Origin of the sequence: Sorangium sp. So ce131, from assembly GCF_051519095.1 — a bacterium.
Lineage (GTDB): Bacteria > Myxococcota_A > Polyangia > Polyangiales > Polyangiaceae > Sorangium.
This window is the reverse complement of the sequence record NZ_CP150455.1, coordinates 7,326,423-7,344,282: the sequence shown is the minus strand read 5'-3', so window position 1 is coordinate 7,344,282 and position 17,860 is coordinate 7,326,423. Positions and strand designations below refer to the sequence as shown.

The following is a 17,860-nucleotide window of genomic DNA, read 5'->3' as shown; positions in this document are numbered from 1 at the left end:
CGCCATACCCTTAGAGGAGCCATGCGTTACTCATCCTTCGGTCCTTTCTTGGCGCTGGTGCTGTCCTCGGGCGCCGCCTACTCCGAGCCCTCAGCGCTCTCCGTCCACGAGCTCGCCGCGCCGCACCTCGCGGCCGGATCGTCGCGCGGAGGAGATCATGACGTCACGAGCGCTCTCCGCGGCCTCGCGGGTCGGTTGAGCGAGCTCGACCTGGAGCTCGAGCCGATCAGCAACGAGGACCCTGACGCGACAGGCTCGCTGTCCGACTACGAGACGTACATCCCGGTCACGTCGGCACAGCCCGTCCCGTCGTACGAGAGGATCTTGCTGAACGCCTACCTCGACGATCCGGGCGACGCGGATCTCGCGAGGATCCTCGGCGCCTACCACTTCCTCAGGTCGCAGCCGGGGAGGCGCGGGGTCACCACGGACCAGGTGAAGCACGGGATCTATGCCTCGTACTTCCTCCACCGGGCGGTCGACCTTGGCGCCGGCGAGCGATGGATCACCTACGCCCTGGGCGAGGCGGAGGCCCGGCTGCGCCGGGTCGAGAAGCCTTACCTGACGCCCGTGCTCGAGGAGAACCTCCCGTCGCACCTCTTCTTCATCGACGCCTTCAACTACCACGAAGGCAACCGCCACCTCGCGGTCGACAGCTTGCTGAGCGAGTTCATCCGGCAGCCCAACAACCTGGCGACGAACGCTTACCTCGGGGCGTCCAACATCTGGGTCGGCGGCGAGGCTCCCTACAATGACCCCACCATCCTCTACAGCTTCCTGCTCAGCAGCTACTTCGTGGTGCGGGCCGTGGAGATGGCGGAGGTCGTCGAGAATGCCTGGCTGGAAGATCCCGAGAGCAACCCGCAGTTCCGTCTGTCGTCGATCCTCGGCGGATGGGCAGTGCCGGCCCGCCGCTGGCTGGCCCTCGTCCACGGCGACGCGGAGGCGGTGCGCGCGCTCGACGCGGAGCACCGCCTGTGGCTGTCCATCAACCGCGCGTTCCACAGCGCCAGCGTGGGCCTCATGATGTTCGACGAGCCCGAGAACCTCGCGGAGGGGTTCGGCGCCTACATGCAGGGGTTCGAGCACTGCGCGGAGTTCCCGGGCGTGCGTTCCTGCATCGATCGGCCCAAGATGACGTTCAACCGGCTGTCCTTCCTCCTCGGCGCCGTGGACTATGCGCTCAAGGTCGGACAGCTGGATCTCGCTCGAGGCCTGCTCAGCGCCAGGTGGGACGTCTCGATGGACTTCGGGTACGAGTCCTGGTTCCTGGGGCAGGAGGCCTGGGAGCACCGCGAGGACAACCTGACCGCGATCGCCGCGCTTTACGCGAACGGCGATCCCGGCGACGATCCCACGAACTTCCTGCTGAAGTCGCACAGATGGGGTCCGAACACCATCACGTGCCAGACCTGCCACCAGACGCAGGGGCGCGTCTGGCCCGAGGAGGTCATCGAGCAGTACCGCTACGAGCCGGCTCACGAGGACGTGGCCGTCGTCGGCGACTGGCCCGAGATCACCACGACCTGGTACGGCGCCAGCCTGCCCGCGTCGTCTCGCTGAACCGGAGGCGAAGGCGGGCTCACGCCGCGCCGGCGCGCGCCGGCGCGGAGGTCACGCCCGCGCGTCGAGCGCCGGGCCGGGCGCCGCGTCCGACCGATCGTGGACGAGCAGGCCTTCCGCGAAGTAGCTCTGCTTCCGCGCCGGCTCGCCGCGGCTCCCCCCGCACCGCTCGGCCCGCTCCGGCGCGCGCCGACGGGCTCGTCGCGACGCGCCGCCGCAGCGCACGCCCCGCCGGGAGCGGCAGATTCGGGCCAGCCGCTGGCCAGCGGCCTCGCGCAGGCAGCGAGGCGAGCTGCGGGGTGGCCAGGGCGGCCCGTCGTCTCTAGGAGGTACCCGGGAGGACCACAGCGAGATGGGTTCCTTGTCATACCTTTGGCCACCCACGATCGATCGGCGGGAGAACCGCGGCGGCCATGGCGCCGCCTGACGGCCGAGGCGGCGCGCCGGGGGGCGGCGCGGGGCGGGCGGCTGCCTCCGGCCCGTCGCTGCTGCGCGCGCTGCGCCACCGCAACTACCAGCTGTTCTTCGCCGGCCAGCTCGTGTCGCTGGTCGGCACCTGGATGCAGTCGGTCGCCCAGTCCTGGCTCGTCTACCGGCTGACGGGCTCGTCGCTGCTGCTCGGCACGGTCGGGTTCGCGACGCAGATCCCGGTCTTCTTGCTCGCCCCGATCGGCGGCGCGGTGGCGGATCGGCGGAGGCGCCACCGCATCCTCGTCGCCACGCAGTCGGCGGCGATGGTGCTCGCGCTCGGGCTGGCCGCGCTCACGTTGAGCGGGCACATCGCGGTCTGGCACATCCTCGCGTTCGGCGTGATGCTCGGCACGGTCAACGCCTTCGACATCCCGGCGCGGCAGTCGTTCGTGGTCGAGATGGTCGGCCGGGAGGACCTCGCCAACGCGATTGCCCTGAACTCGTCGATGTTCAACGGCGCGCGCATCATCGGCCCCGCGGTGGCGGGCGTCCTGGTCGGCGCGATCGGCGAGGCGTGGTGTTTCCTCGCGAACGGGGTGAGCTTCCTCGCCGTCATCGCGAGCCTGCTGGCGATGCGCGTCCCGCCCCGCCCGCCGCCCGCCGGGCCGCGCCCGTCGGCGCTCGCGGCGACGGCCGAGGGCTTCCGTTTCGTCGCGCGTACCGGCGCGATCCGCGCGCTGCTCGTCCTGCTCGGCGTCGTGAGCGTCACCGCGATGCCGTACGCGGTGCTGATGCCGATCTTCGCCGACCGGATCCTCGGCGGCGGGGCGCGGGGGCTCGGCACCCTGATGGGCGCGTCGGGCATCGGCGCGCTGCTCGGGGCGCTGGTCCTCGCGGGCCGCAAGCGGCTCCGGGGGCTCGGCGCGTGGGTCGCCGCGGCCTGCGCGGGGTTCGGGGCGGCGCTCGTCCTGTTCGCGCTGTCGCGCACCTTCTGGCTGTCGGCGCTGCTGCTCGTGCCCGTCGGGTTCTCGATGATGGTGCAGATGGCGGGCTCGAACACGCTCGTGCAGGCCATGGTGCCGGACGCGCTCCGCGGGCGTGTCATGGCGGTCTACGCGATGATGTTCATGGGGATGGCCCCGCTCGGCGCGCTGCTCGCGGGCTCGCTGGCGGACCGGATCGGCGCGCCCGCGACCGTGGCCTCGGGCGGCGTCTGCTGCATCGTCGCCGCCGCGGTGTTCGCGCGGCGGCTGCCTCTGCTGCGGCAGCAGGCGCGGGAGCTCATCATCGCCCAGCAGATGGCCGCGGGGACGCCCGCCGAGCAGCTCACGCAGCCGGTCGCGGTGGACAGGCTCGCGGGGGGGCAGGGGGGCGGGGCGGGGAAGGGCGCCGCGGAGGAACCGCGGGCGGCGCGGCCGGCGTGAGCGGCGCAGCAGGCGTGAGCGGCGCGCCGGCACCTCGCATGCACGCAGCGGGCGATACCTGACGCTTGCGTGTGCACCGGGAGCGCACCGCGCGCCGGGCGAGGGAGGGAAACCATGGGGCGCGATGACGAGGAGCGACGCGACGAGCCGCTGGCGCAGGGGAAGGGGCGCGTCGACGAGGTCGATCAATCGAAGGGGATCTTCCGGCTCGACGGGCCGCACCCGAAGGACGCCGAGCTGCGCGCGCCGGGCACGATCGGCGGCGGCCCGTACGAAGAGTCCGGTCGCGGCGGCCCTGCGGGCTCCCTCGAGTCGAGGGACCCCGGCGCCGGCGCCGGCGCCGGCGCGGCGGCGGGGGCGTCGCCGGAGGAGCAGCCGGAGGCGAGCGACGGTCCGCCGGAGGAGGCCAGGCCGGCGGGCGCGCTGCCGCAGCACGTGGAGCAGAGCGCGGGAGAGCGCACGTCCGCCGGGGGCTAGTTCCGAGCGTCACGAGTCTCGGCCAGGGATCCCGAGAGATTCGAACGCAAAGGCGCAAAGGCGCAAAGCAGAATTTTTCTCTGTTTTTGCGCCTTTGCGTTGAAATCTCTCTTCTCTCGTCGTGATCCCTGCCAGGACTCCTGCCGAGGCGCGAGGGCGGGTGCAGGGCGGTCGCGTCGACCCGCATCGCGGGGGTGAGCGCGCAGCTCAAGAGCGTCTTCGTGCAGCTGCGATGGCCGCTCGGGGTCGAGCACGTCGCCTTCTCGGGGGTGGCCGACGGCGGGCGCGCCGTGACGGAGAAGGTGAGGCCGTGAGCGCGACGCGGAGGCGCCCGGCGCCGGGCTCGCGGCGACCAGGCGGCGCGCAGGATGGAGGAGCCGGAGCGCGATCCCGTGGTACCATGATCCGCGATGAGGCCGGACCCCTTGAAGCTCGAGGAGATCCTTGCCGCAGCGCGGCGCCTGCCCCGGAAGGCGCAAGCCGAGCTCGCGGAGACGCTCCTGCGTGAGGCGGCGATGCCTGTCGGCGAGCCGTCCGGACAGCCCGGGATCGAGGCGCTGCGCGGGATGAGCGAGACGGAGCTCGTGGCGCTGTCCAGCTCCGTGGTCGCCCCTGCACGCCAGCGACGGATGAGGGCGCTCCTGCGCAAGAACACCCGGGGTGAGCTCGGGGAGAGCGAGCGGCAGGAGCTCGACGCGCTGCTGGAGGAGGCCGACCGCATCGCACTCCTGAAGGCCAGGGCTGCCTATACGCTCGCCCAGCTCGGGCGCCACCGCACGGCTGCGGCGTGACCGCCGGCCGGATTCCCGTCCGGCTGCGAAAGCTGATCCTCGCTCGCGACGCCGGCCGGTGCGCGTTCTGCCGCTGCGCCGAGAGCCTGATGGGCGTGACGTTCGAGATCGACCATGTCGTGCCTCGCTTCGCGGGTGGCACGACCACGCTCGACAACCTCTGCCTCTGTTGCCCGACGTGCAATCGCCACAAAGCGGCGCGCACGCACGCGGCGGATCCGGCAACCGGAGAGAGCTCTCCCCTTTTTCATCCCATCCAAGACGTCTGGGAGGAGCACTTCGAGTGGCGTGACGGGGCGACGCTCGTCGCCGGGTGCACAGCCAGCGGGCGTACGACCGTGGCGGCTCTCCAGATGAATCGCGCCGTGATGGTGGAGCTGCGTCGTTACTGGGCGGCGACCGGTGTCCATCCGCCGCAGGGCCGCGCCGGATGACCTCGAGCGACGCGAGCCAGGCGGTCGCCCGAGCGCCGACGAGAACAGCGCCCAACCCGGCAGCCCGGCTCGCGACGTGTGCCTCACGCCGAGCCGGGCGCGGTCCCGCCGGCGTCCTGCGTGCTCACCGCGGGGCCGCGGCGCTCGCCACACCCAGGGCGATGTACTTGCTGAGGGTGCCGAGCACGCCCATCTTGTCGCGGAAGTTCTTCATGAGCCGGTCGGGCAAGACCAGCTCGTCGAACAGGAAGCCGCCGAGCGCGGACAGCGCGCCGGTGAGGGCGCTGCTGCGCTGCCGGGTCGCCTCGAGCGCCTTCTCGTAGCCGATGCCCCACACGAGCAGGCCCCCGGCGAGCACCGCGACGCCGGCGGGCGTGACCACCGGGTCGAACCGGTCGCTCGCGCGGCGCCCCCCGAGCCCGACCGCCGTCGCCATGGCGTTCATCGACGCCCAGGGCGACCCGCGCTTGAACGTCGACGCTGCCATCATCGTGCACATCGTCGCCGCCGTCATCACGGCGCCGGTGCGCAGCCCGCGCGTCACGATCTCGCGCATCCTGTCCCCCTCCTGAGGGCGCTGCGCCGCCGCGCGCGGCGGCGGCTCGGGCGACCGGGGCGCCGCCTCCGGGGGCAGCGCCGTGGCCTCGGGCGGCAGCGCCGTGGCCTCGGGTGGCGCCGCCGCCGACGTCGCTGGCGAACGCGCTGCCTCGGCGGCTCCAGGCGTCACGCCGGGCGGCATGGCGGTCGCCTCGGGGGGCAGCGCCGTCGCCTCGGGGGGCAGCGCTGTCCCCGGGGCAGGAGAAGGCGTCGCCTCGAAGCGAGGGACGATCGCCTCGGGCTGGTCGTCCGGCGCGCCCTCCTGGCGGCCGACATGGAGGTAGTCCTCGCGGCCATCATGGTACGTGTAGGGGACCGGCTTCGGGCCACCCTGGTGCTCCGTTTCCGACGTGGCTTCGGCGCGTTCCGGGTTCATTGGATTCTCCATCGGGTACCTTTCGATGATTTCAGCGAAACGTGGGATGCCGAGCCATGTGCCAACTCCATGCCAAGGGCGAGTTGGCCAGTTGACATCGCCGAGATCACCACCATCGCAGGGCCGGATGTAGGCCGGCGGGAGGGAGCCCGCATCGAGCCTCCGCCCGGGCGCTCCGTCCTCCGCGGCGCTCAACCGTGGTTTGGCGCTCGCATGGCTGCGCTCGCGGAGGCGATCATGAGCAAAGCCCGCCCGTTCGATACCGGTGTCGCCGCGAGGACGTCACGCGCCGTGAAGGTGGCGGGCGTGCTCTTCGGCATGGGCGCCGGCGGCCTGATCGACGGCATCCTCTTTCACCAGCTCCTCCAGTGGCACCACCTGATCTGCTTCAGCTGCCACCCGGGCGCGACGATCGACGACGTGAGGAGGAACATCGTCGCGGACGGCCTGTTCAGCGTTGTCGCGTTCGGCCTCACCGTGGCAGGAGTCGGCAAGCTCTGGCGCGCCCTGCGCGCCGGAGGAGACCCTCTGCCCGGGCGGATCCTCCCGGGCGCCGCCGCCGCGGGCTGGGGGGTGTTCAACCTCGTCGAGGGGGTGATCGACCATCACCTCCTCCAGATTCACCATGTCCGTCCAGGGCCCGGTCAGCTCGGGTGGGATCTCGCGTTCCTCGCCTTCGGAGCCCTGCTCCTCGCGCTCGGGCTACGCCTGATGCGGGGAGCGCCTCGCGGTGCGGCGCCTCAGCTGTCAACCGGATGAGGGGAGCGGCGGGCGTGCGCCTTCGTCGGGCGGCCCTGGCGGCGCTGCGGGCGGGCGCGTGGCCTTCGTCGGGCGGGCCGGGACCCTCCGGAGCTCCACCTTCGGCGGGTGTGCGCCGAGCTCCGTGATGAAGATATCGACCTGCTTCTGCTCCTTGCCCTTGGAGATGCGGACGCGGTGCACGCTCCCGAGGGCGCCTTCGAGCTCGACGCGCCCTCCGGACACCCGCGCAGGCCTGGAGTCGACCTCGACCGAGGCGTCGCCGGGAATCACCGCGAGCTGAACTCGCCGGAACGGGGCCGCCGGCGCGACCATGGGCGCTCGCGACACGCCGGAGACCCCCAGGCTCGACGGGGGCAGCGATTCTGGCTCCAGCGGCGCCGCGGCTCCGGTCCTCCCCGCCTGCGACGGGAGGCCTTCCGGGCCCTTGTAGGCCCTGAAGACGCCGAGCGCGCCGAGGAGCACCACGCCGGTCAGCGCCGTGGTCATCGGCCTCGCCCACCGCGCTCGCCTCGAGCTTCCCGCTCCCGGAGCCCGCCGCGGCGCGCCCTGATCGTCGAGCGAGGTCTCCACCGGCGCTGACGAGTCGCCGGGGCGGGTCGCGGCCGGATTCACCTCCTTGTTGCCGGAGGGCACCTCGCCCGCCGTCGCCGGCTTCCCGGCGCTCGCCGACGCGAGCCCGGCGACCAGCGTCGCCTCCGGGCGCGCCGCCGCCGGCCCGGCGACCAGCGTCGCCTCCGGGCGCGCCGACGCGAGCCCGGCGACCAGCGTCGCCTCCGGGCGCGCCGGAGGGGCCTTGTTGCTCCGCGGAGCCTCGCTGTCGACCGGCGCCGCGCGGTCGCCCTCGGCGACATCGGTCCTCCCCGCGGCGCCTTCGGCCTCGACCCCGGCCTCCTCGTCGAGCGGCGCCTGCTCGAGGGTGGGCGCGTAGGACGTGAGCCGCCGCGCGCTGACCGCGGGGAGCATCATCGACTCGTGGAGCTCGGCGCCGCCCTGGAGCAGCGGGCGGATCGCCTCGAGCATGGCGGCGGCGCTCGGGTATCGCTTCTCGACCTCGAGCGCGAGGGCGCCGTGGAGGACGCGGGAGACCTCGAGCGGGACCCAGGGCGCCACCTCGTGGAGCGGCGGGGGCGGGCTGCTGCAGATGCTGAAGATGAGCCTGCCGACCGTGCCGACCTGCTGGTGGGGCGCGTGGCCGGCGAGGGCGCAGTAGAGCGCGCTGGCGAGCGACCAGAGGTCGGTCCGGTGATCGACGTCGCGGCTGTTCAGCACCTGCTCGGGCGACATGTAGAGCGGCGAGCCGAGGAAGCTGTCGGTGTTCGTCAGCCCCGCGGTGTGCGGCATGAGCAGCGGATCCGCCACGATCTTCGCGATGCCGAAGTCGAGCACCTTGACCGTGAGCTCGCCGCCCGGCCGCTCGGCGAGGAAGAGGTTCGCCGGCTTGATGTCGCGGTGGACGACGTGCGCCTCGTGCGCCCGCTGCAGGCCCGCGAGCGCCTGGGCGCCGATGCGCAACACCACGTCGGCGGGCAGGGCGCCTGTCTGATCGATGCGCTGCTGGAGGTCCTCCCCCTGGAGGAGCTCCATGACGATGTACGAGGTGCCCGTCTCCTCGTCGGTGCCCGCGTCGAGCACCTGGACGATGTGCGCGTCGTCGATCGCGCCCGCCGCCACCGCCTCGCGGCGGAACCGCTGCACCCCGCCGCGCCCGGGGGCGAGGCGCCGGCCGTTCAGGACCTTGACCGCGACGCGCCGGTGCATCGCCGCGTGCTCCGCCTCGTACACGGCGCCCATCCCCCCCTCGCCGAGGAGGCGCAAGAGCCTGTACTTGCGGTCAAGCGTCTGGCCTATCAAACAAAAAGCAGCCTAGCGAAGCGCTCCACGCGCCGCAACGAAGCATCCCGGCCGCGCGCAGCGCCGGCGCGGGGCGCTCACGCGGGGCGAGAGGCGATGCCGTCCTCGGGCCAGGCCACCCGGACGAGGCTGCGGAGCAGGGCCGCCGAGGGCTCCTGCGGGGCCGCGTCGGGCCACGGGAGCTCGCAGGACAGCTGCACCGCGGCGAACGGCGCCCGCCTCGCGACCAGCACATCGCAGCGGCCGCGCCGCGCGGGCGGCGGAGCGTCGCGCGGCGCCGCCGGCGGCGGCGGCGAAGAAGAAGAGCGATCTGGCGAGAGGCCGTCTGGAAACGCCGCGAGCGACTCGAGCACGTCGTCGAGCTCGTCCGGCGCGAGGTGCCTTTCGCGCGGCGCCGCCTCGCCGGTCCCGTCACCGCGGACGAGCGCGCGCCCGCTCGCCTGCGCCCGGAACGGAGCGGCGGACGACGGGGCCCGCGCGATCTCGATCTTGGCCCAGCGCCGCGCGCTGGAGCCGGGCGCGACGCCCTCGAGCACGAGCAGCCAGTCCGGCGCCGGCTGCTGCGCCAGGGCGCGCTCGGCCCAGCGCCGGAGCGTCCGCGGCCCCACCTGCGGGGACAGCCCCGCCTGCCAGTCGCGGAAGGCGAGCTCCTCGCGGCACGCCGCGCCGGGCAGCCACGCCTTCCCCGCCCCGAGCGCCTCCCAGACGACGATGCCCGCGGCGAGCGCCGGGCCCACGCTGATGCACTGCACGAGGCCCGGGATGCAGACGGCGGCCGCGGCGAGCACCGCGCCGCCCGCGGCGGTCGACGCGGCGAGCTGGACCGCCCCGAGGCCGAGCTCCCACGGGCGGCAGCGCGCGCAGCGCCGGCGCAGCTCGGCGCTGCTCAGCTCCCTCGGATCCCAGGCAACTCGGGTCATGTCCTCGCTACCCGCCCGGACGGCGGCCAGGCGCTCGGCAGCGCGCGGGGCCCGGTGCCTCCCCGGCTGTCCGACCGCGCTGCTGCTCACGGCTGCTCACACCGCATACCATACCGCGTTCCCGGCGGCGCGCGCGCTCAATCGGCCCCGCCGGGGAGGGCGATCGGCCCCACCTTGGCGCCGGTCGCGCGCAGGTAGTCGTCCGGGGACAGGAGGATCTGCGTGCCCCGCACGCCGGCCGAGACGGAGACGACATCGAACAGCGCGACGGTCTCGTCGGCGTAGACGGGATAGGCCTTCTTCGCGCCGAGCGCCGTGACCCCGCCCCGCACGTAGCCCGTGAGCGGCTGGACCTCCTTGAGCGGCACGGTGTCGACCTTCCGGTCCCCGGTGAGCCGCGCCAGCGCCTTCAAATCGAGCTGGGCGTTGCCCGGCACGACCGCGAGGCAGACGCCGTGGCGATCGCCGCGCGCCACCAGCGTCTTCCACACCTGCTCCGGCGGCAGGCCGATCTTCCTGGCCACCGTGGTCGCGCTCAGGTCCTCGGGATCCACCTCGTAGGTGCGCAGCTCGTAACGGATGCCGAGCCCGTCGAGGATGCGTGCCGCGTTCGTCTTCATGAGCACGTCCATGGTAAAAGCGGCTCGCCTCGATGACGACAGGGAAGAAGGTCCCCGAGGGCCGCCTGAACCGCTTCGCCCGCCTGGCGGGCCTCGGAGCCCGCACCGGGGCGGGCCTGCTCCTGTCGCGCGGGGGCGAGGCCGCGGCCGAGCGCGCCGCGGAGCAGGTGGTCGAGGTGCTGGGCACGCTGCGCGGGCTCGCGGCCAAGGTCGGCCAGATGGCGAGTTACGTGGACGGCATCCTCCCCGAGGGCCAGCGGGAGGCCTTCGAGGGGGCGCTACGCTCGCTCCGCGCCGCCGCGCCGACGTCCCCGCCCGAGGCCATCCGCGCGGTCGTCGAGGAGGACCTCGGCGCGCCCCTCGGCGAGCTCTTCGCGGCCTGGGACGACGCGCCGTTCGCGAGCGCCTCGATCGGCCAGGTGCACCGCGCCGCGCTCGCGGACGGGCGCGAGGTCGCGGTGAAGGTCCAGCACCCGGGGATCGATCGGGCGCTCGCCGCCGACCTCGAGAACGCCGGCATGATCCAGGCGGCGGTGGGCGCGGTGGCGCCGAAGGCGCTCGACGCGAAGCGCGTGTTCGCGGAGGTCAAGGCGCGTTTCCTCGAGGAGCTCGACTACGGCCTCGAGGCGGAGCGGCAGCGGCGGTTCGCGGCGCTCCACCGGGGCGACCCGGGCATCCGCATCCCCGAGGTCATCGGCGCGCGCTCCAGCCGCCGGGTGCTCACCACCGCGCTCGCGCGCGGCGCGACCCTCGAGGAGGCCGGCGCGCGCGACGAGCACACCCGGCGCGTGTACGCCGAGACGCTCTGGCGGTTCGTGTTCAAGGGCAACCTCGTCGGGGGCATGTTCAACGCGGATCCGCACCCCGGCAACTACCTCTTTCACCTGGACGGCGCCGTCACGTTCCTCGATTTCGGCTGCGTGGAGCCGATCGACGGCGCCCGGCTGGAGCACGCGCGCGCGATGCACGTCGCCGCGCTGCGCAGGGACGAGGCGGCGTTCGCGCGGAGCGCCGCGCGGATCCTGGGCACGCGCGGCGGGCGGTTCGAGGAGCTCGCGCTCGCCTACTCGCGGCGGTGCTTCGAGCCGCTCTTCGGGTCGCCGCTCCGGGTGACGAGGGATTACGTGCTCAGCCTCGCGGAGGGGGTGAAGGCGATGAAGCAGCAGATCCTGGTGAAGGACAGCGGCTTCGTGCAGCTGCCGCCGGGCATGGTGTTCATGAACCGGCTCCAGTTCGGGTTCTATTCGGTGCTCGCGCGGCTCGACGTGGAGGTGGATTACGCGGCCGTCGAGGCGGCGTTCCTGCGCGACGCGGGGCTGCTCGAGTGAGCCGCCGGGCCTCCCTGCGCGCAGGTGCGCCCGCGCTCTGCCGCCGCGGCGTCAGCCGACCGCCCTGGCGAGCTGCGCGATGGCCGCGGAGAGCAGCTCCGGCTCGACCGGCTTGGCGAGGTGCGCGCCGAAACCCGCCGCCAGCGCCCGCGCGTGGTCGTAGGTGCGGGCGTAGGCCGTGACCAGCGCGGCCGGGAGCGCGGGCTCGCCCCGCTCTGCCTCGATCGCCCTGAGCCGGCGGAGCAGCTCGTAGCCGTCCATGTCCGGCATCCCCAGGTCGCTCACCAGCACGTGTGGTCTGCCTCCGGCGGTCGCCGCCGACAGCACGTCCAGCGCCGCCTGGCTCGACGCCACGGCCGTCACCTCGGCCCCCTGCTCTCCCAGCATGTAGGCCATCACCTCGCGCGTGTCGGGGTCGTCTTCCACGAGGAGCACCCGGAGCCCGTGCAGCGGTAGCGCAGCCGCGGCCGCGCTGGCCGCGCGCGGGCCCGCCGCGGCCAGCGCGTCGGCCCGGTCCACGGCGCCGACGGGGAGCGCCACCGTGAACACCGAGCCGAGCCCCTCGCCGAGGCTGTCCACGGAGAGGGTGCCCCCGTGCAGCTCGACGAGCTGGCGGCTGATGGCGAGCCCGAGCCCGAGCCCGCCCTGTCGCCGCTGCGCCGTCATGTCCGCTTGCCAGAAGCGCTCGAAGATGTGCGGGAGGAGCTCGCGGCGGATCCCGCTGCCCGTGTCCTCGACCACGATGCGGACCTCGCCCCCGCCGCGCTGCACCCGGAGCGAGACGCGCCCGCCCGGCGGCGTGAACTTGACGGCGTTGCTCAGCAGGTTCCAGAGCACCTGCTGGAGGCGATCGGGATCGACGCGCGCGAGGCCAGCCTGGGCGTCGTACGCGGCGTCGAGCTGGATGTGCTTGGCCTCCGCGGCGGGGCGGATGGCGTCCACCGCCGCACCGGCGACCTGCGCCAGATCCGCCTCCTGGAGGTTCAGGTGCATCCTGCCCGCGAGCATCCGCGAGACGTCCAGCAGATCCTCGACGAGCTGCGATTGCGCCCTGGCGCTCCGCTCGACCGCCTGCAGGCCCTGCTGCATCTTCAGCGCGTTCACCCGGCCGCTGCGCAGCAGGCGCGTCCAGAGCAGGATCGCGTTCAGCGGGTTGCGGAGCTCGTGGGACACCGTGGCGAGGAACTCGTCCTTGATCCGCGCCGCGCCCTCCGCCTCCTGCTGCGCCGCCAGCGCGGCCTGCCGCGCCGCGTGCTCCCGCGCGACCAGATCGCGGACCTCGCATTGCCGCCGCCGGGCCCGCAGCGCCGCCTGGACGGCCGTCGCGAGCGCCAGCTCCCGGACGGGCCGGTCCAGGACCGTCAGGTTGCCGGCCGAGCGCAGCGCCGCGATGGCCTGCTGGTTGGACCGCGCGAGCGGCACCGCGTCCGCCAGCAGGACCACGGGCAGATCCGACCACGAGGGCTGCGCGGACAGCGCCGCGAGGAGGTCTGGCATGGCCGCGGGCGCCAGCGCCTCCTCGGTCAGCAGCAACGCCCCCGCGCCCTCCCGCAGGGGGCCCGTGAGCTCCGCCATGTCGCGGCACGGGAGGGGCGTGAGCCGGCACCGGCGGAGGACCTCGCACAGCAGCGGGGTGTCCCGCCCCACCGGCGCCACCACCAGGACGCGCTCGTCGCACGGCGGGGTATCCGGCTTGGCGCAGGCGTTATCCACCGCTGCCTCCCTCGTCGCGCCGCACCACGGTCCGCGTCACGCCTCCGCTGCTGCTCCGGACCTGGCCAGCGCTGGGCGGCTCGGGGACGCCGCCGAGGATGTGGCGGAGCTCCCGCAGCGGCTCCTCGCCGACACGTATCCCCTCGGCGCTGATGGACAGCTCCCGGATCGTCGTCTCGTGACCGCCCCGGCGCTTCTTGACGGCCGCCACGCACCTGCGGATGCCGCCGTCTACCTCGAAGAGACGCAGGACGAGGAGCGAGTCGGACAGGTAGCTGACGTCCACGCTCGGTATGGCGCCGACGCTCGTGAAGCCCTCCTGGGTCACCACGACGAGCGTGAGCACCCCGCGGCCGCTCAGGAAGTTGAGCAGCTCGTGCAGCTGCACCGAGTTCGCCGAGTCGTTCCCCATCGCGTTGAAGTACCCCGTGAGGCTGTCGATCACGACGAGCCTGGCGCGGTTGCCCTCCACCGCCGCGCGGACCCGGTGCGCGAACTCTCCCGCGGAGATGTCCGCCGAATTGAGCTGCTCGATCGCCAGCCGGCCGCTGTCCTCGTGAGGCTGCAGGTCGATGCCCACCCCTCTGCACCGCTCCTTCAGCGTCTGCGGGCGCTCCTCGAAGAGAAACATGGCGGCGGCGTCGCCCCCTCGGGCGGCGGCGCACGCGTAGACCGCGCAGAGCGTGCTCTTGCCGGCGCCGGACGGACCGATGAACAGGCAGGCGGTGCCCAGCTCCAGCCCGCCCCCGAGCAGCTCGTCGAGCGCCGCGATCCCGCTCCGAATGCACCGGAACTCGTCGTACTGCCCGCCTTGGTGCGCCTCCACGCGCGGGTAGACTTCCAGCCCGCCCGTCCGGATGCGGAAGTCATGGTAACCGCTCCGGAAAGCGGTCCCGCGGACCTTCATCACCCGCAGGCGCCGCCGGACCTCGCCGTAATCCGGGGCGGTGTACTCTAGGTGGATCACGCTGCCGGCCAGGCTGTGAAACTCGGTGTTGGGGGGGCTCTCCAGCTCCCTCTCCGAGGGCCAGTCGCCGAGGAACAGCGCCGTGCACCCCCGCGCGACGAGGAACTGCCGGAGCACCGCGATCTCGCGGTGGTAGCGCGGCGCGCTGCCGGCCAGGAGGCCGATCACGCCGATCGAGTCGAAGATGACCCGGCGGGGCTGGGTCTGCTCGATCACCTGGCGCAGCTGCCGGGTGAGCTCACCGAGCTCCACGTCCGCCGTGCGCAGGACCGTCTGGTCAGCGGCGAGGCTCTCCGCGATGTCGTCGGGCGAGAGAGCGTACACGGTCACGCCCTCCAGCGACCACCCGTGGGAGCGGGCGATCGCCTCCAGACCTCTCTTGGTTTGGGCGAGCGTGATGTAGAGCCCGCTCTCCCCCGTGTCGGCCCCGGCGAGCAGGAATTGCAGCGCGAGCGTGGTCTTGCCGGTGCCGGAGGCGCCCTGGACGAGGTGCATCTCCTCGCGCGGGAATCCGCCATGCAGGATGGAGTCCAGGCCTGCGATGCCGGAGGCTGCCCGCTGCTGGTCGAGAGCGGTTGTTTGGTCCGGTTGAGTTCCCCCCATCGATCCAGTCTAGAGCGCGGGACTGCGCATGTCCGGCGGGGCGCCTCAAATCCAGGGCGGCCATGCGAGAGGGGATGTACGCGGCGTGTCCGCGCCCGTCGCGTCTCGCGCGTTCGCGCGGGAACGGCGGCGCGCGCCTGCCAGTTCCGCCTGTCAGAAGTCTTGGCAGGGATCACGGCGAGAGAAGAGATTTTCAACGCAAAGGCGCAAAGGCGCAAAGGCGCAAAAATACAGAAGAAATTCTGGTTTGCGCCTTTGCGCCTTTGCGTTGAAATCTCTCGGGCTCCCTGGCCAGAACGTGTGACGTCCGGACCTAGTCCAGCAGGGCGAGCAGGCGCATCACCGCCGGGTTCACGGCCCGCGCCGGGTAGGCCAGCGCGATGTCCACGGTGGGCACCGGCGCGGTGAAGCGGCGCAGCCGCACCCGGGGCACCCGAAGCGCGCGGGCGCGGCCCGCGGGCACGGCGGCCACGACGGCGCCGCCGGCCACGGCGCGCAGGAGCTGCTCGTCGTCGGGCTCGTGCCGCACGAGGTTGAACCCGCCGCGCGGCCAGACCTGCCCGACGATGCGGTCGTACATGCCGGGGCCGTTCTCCCGGGGCCACATCACCGCCGGCACGCCGAAGACCAGCTCGCGCGGGATCGTCCGGCGCTGCGCCAGCGGGTGATCCGCGGGGACCGCGAGCAGCAGCTCCTCGGTGTCGACGAAGCGGCAGCGCAGGCCGGGCTCGGTCACCGGCGGGCGCACGAAGGCGACGTCGAGCCGGCCGGCGAGCAACCCGGCCACGTTGGGCGCGGTCCAGCCGGTCTCGGCCACCACCTCGACGTACGGGTTCTCGGCCCGGAAGCGGGCGACGAGGGCGTCGACCCGGCCGCCCCGGGCCGACCGGGTGTACGCCAGCCGGATCCGGCCGCCCTGACCGCGCACCGCCGCGTCGATCCGCTCCCGCGCCGCCGCGGCCTGCGCGAGCAGCGCCGCGGCCTCGTCGGCGACCAGCCGGCCGATCGGCGTGAGCGCGCACCCCCGGCCGCCGCGGTCGACCAGCGCGGCGCCGACCTCCTGCTCGAGCGCCTGGATCTGCTGGCTCAGGGCGGGCTGCGCGATGCGCAGCCGGCTGGCGGCCCGGGTGAAGTGCAGCTCCTCGGCGAGGACGGCGAAGTAGCGCAGCCGGCGCAGGTCCATGAACGTCCGATGATAAGCGATCCTTATGAACCGGTAAGCAGCTGGTCTTGGACAGCCGAGCCCGCCCGCCGTTCGCTAGGCGCATGAACCATGACGTGGTGGTGGTGGGCGCCGGCATCGTTGGTCTGACGTGCGCGGCGCGGTTGCAGGAGGCGGGGGCGCGGGTGGCGGTGGTGACCGCCGACGAGCCGGCGCGGACGGTCTCGCGGATCGCCGCGGCGGTTTGGTATCCGACCCATACGGTCGGTGATCCCCGGGTGCTCGACTGGGCCCGGCGGACCTTCGACGAGCTGGCCGCGCAGGCGGTGCACGGGGTGTCGGGCGTGGTGATGCGGCCCACCCGGATGCTGCTGCGGGCGCCTTCTGCGCGGCCGCCGTGGTGGGCGGCGGCGGTCCGCGATTTCCGGGTGGTCCGGCCGGCCGACGTGCCGGCGCCGTTCGCCGGAGAGTGGCGGTTCACCGTGCCGACGATGGAGATGGGCCCGTACCTCGACTGGCTCGTGCAGCGCGTGACCGGCGGCGGGGGCGTGCTGCTGCGGCGGCGCATCGACCGCCTCACCGACGTGGCCGACCTGGCCCCGGTCGTCGTCAACGCCGCCGGCCTGGGTGCTGGGGGGCTCGCCGACGATGCGGGGGTGCATCCGGTGCGCGGGCAGGTCGTCCTGGTCAGCAACCCGGGCCTGCGCACGTCGGTGCGCGACGAGGACAACCCGGCCGGCGCGACCTATGTCCACCCGCGCAGCCGCGACGTCGTGCTCGGCGGCACCTTCGAGCCCGGCGTGTCGGACGTCGCGCCGAGCGCCGCGACGGGTCAGGCGATCCTCGCGCGGTGCATCGCCCTGGTCCCGGAGCTCGCCGGGGCCCGGGTGCTCGAGCAGGCCGTCGGCCTGCGCCCGGCGCGGCACGGCGGCGCCCGGGTGGCGGTCGACGCGGCCGGCCTGCACGGCGGGATCCGGCTCATCCACGTTTATGGCCACGGCGGTGCGGGCGTGACCCTCGGCTGGGGCTGCGCCGACGAGGTGGTGAGCCTCGCGCGCGGGCCGAGCTCGTCCCGCACGGGCGCCGCGGCGACGTGGGGAAGCTCGGCCGCGCCGGGGCGAGCGCGCTGATGGCGCTTCTCCCGAGGCGCTCTCCGGTCCCGCTCCTGCTGTTGCTGCGCTACAATCCAGGCCATATGATGCAGGTGTCCTTGGACGAAGCGCTCGCCCGCCTCGACGAGCTGATGGGCGTCGCTCGCGGTGGCGAGGCGGTCGTGATCGTGCATGGCGGGGTTGCGGTGCAGCTCGTTCCAGTGCCGATGCCTGCCGGGAGATCCGGGAAACGGCGGAGGGCGGGCGGCGCCGCCGGGCAGATCTGGATTGCTCCGGATTTCAACGCTCCTCTCGACGACTTCGCGGAGTACGAGCGGTGAGGTTGCTGGTGGATACGCACGTCTTCCTGTGGTTTCTGGCGAACGATCCGCAGCTCAGCGTGGAGGCGCAGCGCGCCCTCGAGGAGCCCGCGAACGAGCTCGTGATGAGCGCGGCGAGCCCCTGGGAGATCGCGATCAAGGTGAGCCTCGGCAAGCTCACGATCCCCGGCGACATCGAGGTGTTCATCAATCAACACATGATGATGAACGACATCGCGCTCCTCGATATTTCTCTGCGACGCGTCGCGCGCGTCAGCAGCTTGCCATTTCACCACCGTGATCCATTCGATCGACTCATGATCGCGCAAGCGCTCGTCGAGGACATCCCGATCGTGAGCCAGGATGTCGCCTTCGACGCGTACGGCGTGAAGCGCATCGGGTGACCTGGCGTTCGGCCGCGCGCCGCGCACGGCACGACACGGGCGCTCG

Annotated in this window: 17 protein-coding genes; 10 read left to right on the top strand and 7 right to left on the bottom strand. The window is 73.3% G+C overall.

All coding sequences use genetic code 11. The features are described from left to right. The first annotated feature begins 21 nt into the window (after window positions 1–21). The 5 genes from WMF43_RS26795 to WMF43_RS26775 all read left to right on the top strand — a co-directional run bounded on the left by WMF43_RS26795 (window position 22) and on the right by WMF43_RS26775 (window position 5,100). The gene (locus WMF43_RS26795) at window positions 22–1,563 is read left to right on the top strand and encodes a hypothetical protein (RefSeq protein WP_437668800.1); all 1,542 of its coding nucleotides are present in this window, start codon (window positions 22–24) and stop codon (window positions 1,561–1,563) included. A 413-nt stretch (window positions 1,564–1,976) separates the two neighbouring features. Then, window positions 1,977–3,398 carry an MFS transporter gene (locus WMF43_RS26790; protein WP_437668799.1) on the top strand — a complete coding sequence of 474 codons (1,422 nt, stop codon included), beginning with the start codon at window positions 1,977–1,979 and terminating at the stop codon, window positions 3,396–3,398. Window positions 3,399–3,512: 114 nt separating this feature from the next. Continuing rightward, a complete protein-coding gene (locus WMF43_RS26785) occupies window positions 3,513–3,875 on the top strand; it encodes a hypothetical protein (RefSeq protein WP_437668798.1) in 363 nt (120 codons plus the stop codon). A 410-nt stretch (window positions 3,876–4,285) separates the two neighbouring features. Next, on the top strand, window positions 4,286–4,666 hold the full coding sequence (locus WMF43_RS26780; protein ID WP_437668797.1) for a hypothetical protein: 381 nt from the start codon (window positions 4,286–4,288) through the stop codon (window positions 4,664–4,666). Continuing rightward, a complete protein-coding gene (locus WMF43_RS26775) occupies window positions 4,663–5,100 on the top strand; it encodes an HNH endonuclease (protein ID WP_437668796.1) in 438 nt (145 codons plus the stop codon). Before WMF43_RS26780 ends, WMF43_RS26775 begins: the two co-directional genes overlap by 4 nt. 124 nt (window positions 5,101–5,224) lie before the next feature. Here WMF43_RS26775 and WMF43_RS26770 read toward each other — a convergent pair whose 3' ends face one another. Continuing rightward, on the bottom strand, window positions 5,225–6,073 hold the full coding sequence (locus WMF43_RS26770; protein WP_437668795.1) for a hypothetical protein: 849 nt from the start codon (window positions 6,071–6,073) through the stop codon (window positions 5,225–5,227). A 237-nt stretch (window positions 6,074–6,310) separates the two neighbouring features. Here WMF43_RS26770 and WMF43_RS26765 point away from each other — a divergent pair, with 237 nt between their 5' ends. Next, window positions 6,311–6,832 carry a DUF2243 domain-containing protein gene (locus WMF43_RS26765; protein WP_437668794.1) on the top strand — a complete coding sequence of 174 codons (522 nt, stop codon included), beginning with the start codon at window positions 6,311–6,313 and terminating at the stop codon, window positions 6,830–6,832. Here WMF43_RS26765 and WMF43_RS26760 read toward each other — a convergent pair. From WMF43_RS26760 to ybaK, 3 genes are all read right to left on the bottom strand, one after another. After that, window positions 6,821–8,686: a protein kinase domain-containing protein gene (locus WMF43_RS26760; RefSeq protein ID WP_437668793.1), complete on the bottom strand. Its 1,866-nt coding sequence runs from the start codon at window positions 8,684–8,686 to the stop codon at window positions 6,821–6,823. The two genes, WMF43_RS26765 and WMF43_RS26760, sit on opposite strands and share 12 nt — an antisense overlap. A gap of 77 nt (window positions 8,687–8,763) precedes the next feature. After that, a complete protein-coding gene (locus WMF43_RS26755) occupies window positions 8,764–9,606 on the bottom strand; it encodes a hypothetical protein (protein ID WP_437668792.1) in 843 nt (280 codons plus the stop codon). Window positions 9,607–9,743: 137 nt separating this feature from the next. Then, a complete protein-coding gene (gene ybaK / locus WMF43_RS26750) occupies window positions 9,744–10,226 on the bottom strand; it encodes a Cys-tRNA(Pro) deacylase (RefSeq protein ID WP_437668791.1) in 483 nt (160 codons plus the stop codon). Window positions 10,227–10,258: 32 nt separating this feature from the next. Between ybaK and WMF43_RS26745 the strand changes: the two genes are divergently transcribed. Next, complete coding sequence (locus tag WMF43_RS26745) at window positions 10,259–11,554, top strand: ABC1 kinase family protein (protein ID WP_437668790.1); 1,296 nt, start codon at window positions 10,259–10,261, stop codon at window positions 11,552–11,554. 51 nt (window positions 11,555–11,605) lie between these two features. Here the strand turns inward: WMF43_RS26745 and WMF43_RS26740 are convergent, their stop codons facing one another. The 3 genes from WMF43_RS26740 to WMF43_RS26730 all read right to left on the bottom strand — a co-directional run bounded on the left by WMF43_RS26740 (window position 11,606) and on the right by WMF43_RS26730 (window position 16,020). Continuing rightward, on the bottom strand, window positions 11,606–13,267 hold the full coding sequence (locus WMF43_RS26740; RefSeq protein WP_437668789.1) for a hybrid sensor histidine kinase/response regulator: 1,662 nt from the start codon (window positions 13,265–13,267) through the stop codon (window positions 11,606–11,608). Then, window positions 13,260–14,837 (bottom strand): ATPase domain-containing protein, encoded by a 1,578-nt coding sequence (locus tag WMF43_RS26735; protein ID WP_437668788.1) that lies wholly within the window; start codon window positions 14,835–14,837, stop codon window positions 13,260–13,262. The genes WMF43_RS26740 and WMF43_RS26735 overlap by 8 nt, the downstream gene beginning before the upstream one ends. Before the next feature lie 313 nt (window positions 14,838–15,150). Then, window positions 15,151–16,020 carry a LysR family transcriptional regulator gene (locus WMF43_RS26730; protein ID WP_437668787.1) on the bottom strand — a complete coding sequence of 290 codons (870 nt, stop codon included), beginning with the start codon at window positions 16,018–16,020 and terminating at the stop codon, window positions 15,151–15,153. Between the two features lie 83 nt (window positions 16,021–16,103). Between WMF43_RS26730 and WMF43_RS26725 the strand changes: the two genes are divergently transcribed. From WMF43_RS26725 to WMF43_RS26715, 3 genes are all read left to right on the top strand, one after another. After that, window positions 16,104–17,129 (top strand): FAD-dependent oxidoreductase, encoded by a 1,026-nt coding sequence (locus tag WMF43_RS26725; RefSeq protein ID WP_437668786.1) that lies wholly within the window; start codon window positions 16,104–16,106, stop codon window positions 17,127–17,129. Between the two features lie 74 nt (window positions 17,130–17,203). Continuing rightward, complete coding sequence (locus WMF43_RS26720; protein ID WP_437684092.1) at window positions 17,204–17,431, top strand: DUF2281 domain-containing protein; 228 nt, start codon at window positions 17,204–17,206, stop codon at window positions 17,429–17,431. Between the two features lie 8 nt (window positions 17,432–17,439). Beyond that, on the top strand, window positions 17,440–17,814 hold the full coding sequence (locus WMF43_RS26715; RefSeq protein ID WP_437668785.1) for a type II toxin-antitoxin system VapC family toxin: 375 nt from the start codon (window positions 17,440–17,442) through the stop codon (window positions 17,812–17,814). The last annotated feature ends 46 nt before the right edge of the window (window positions 17,815–17,860 follow it).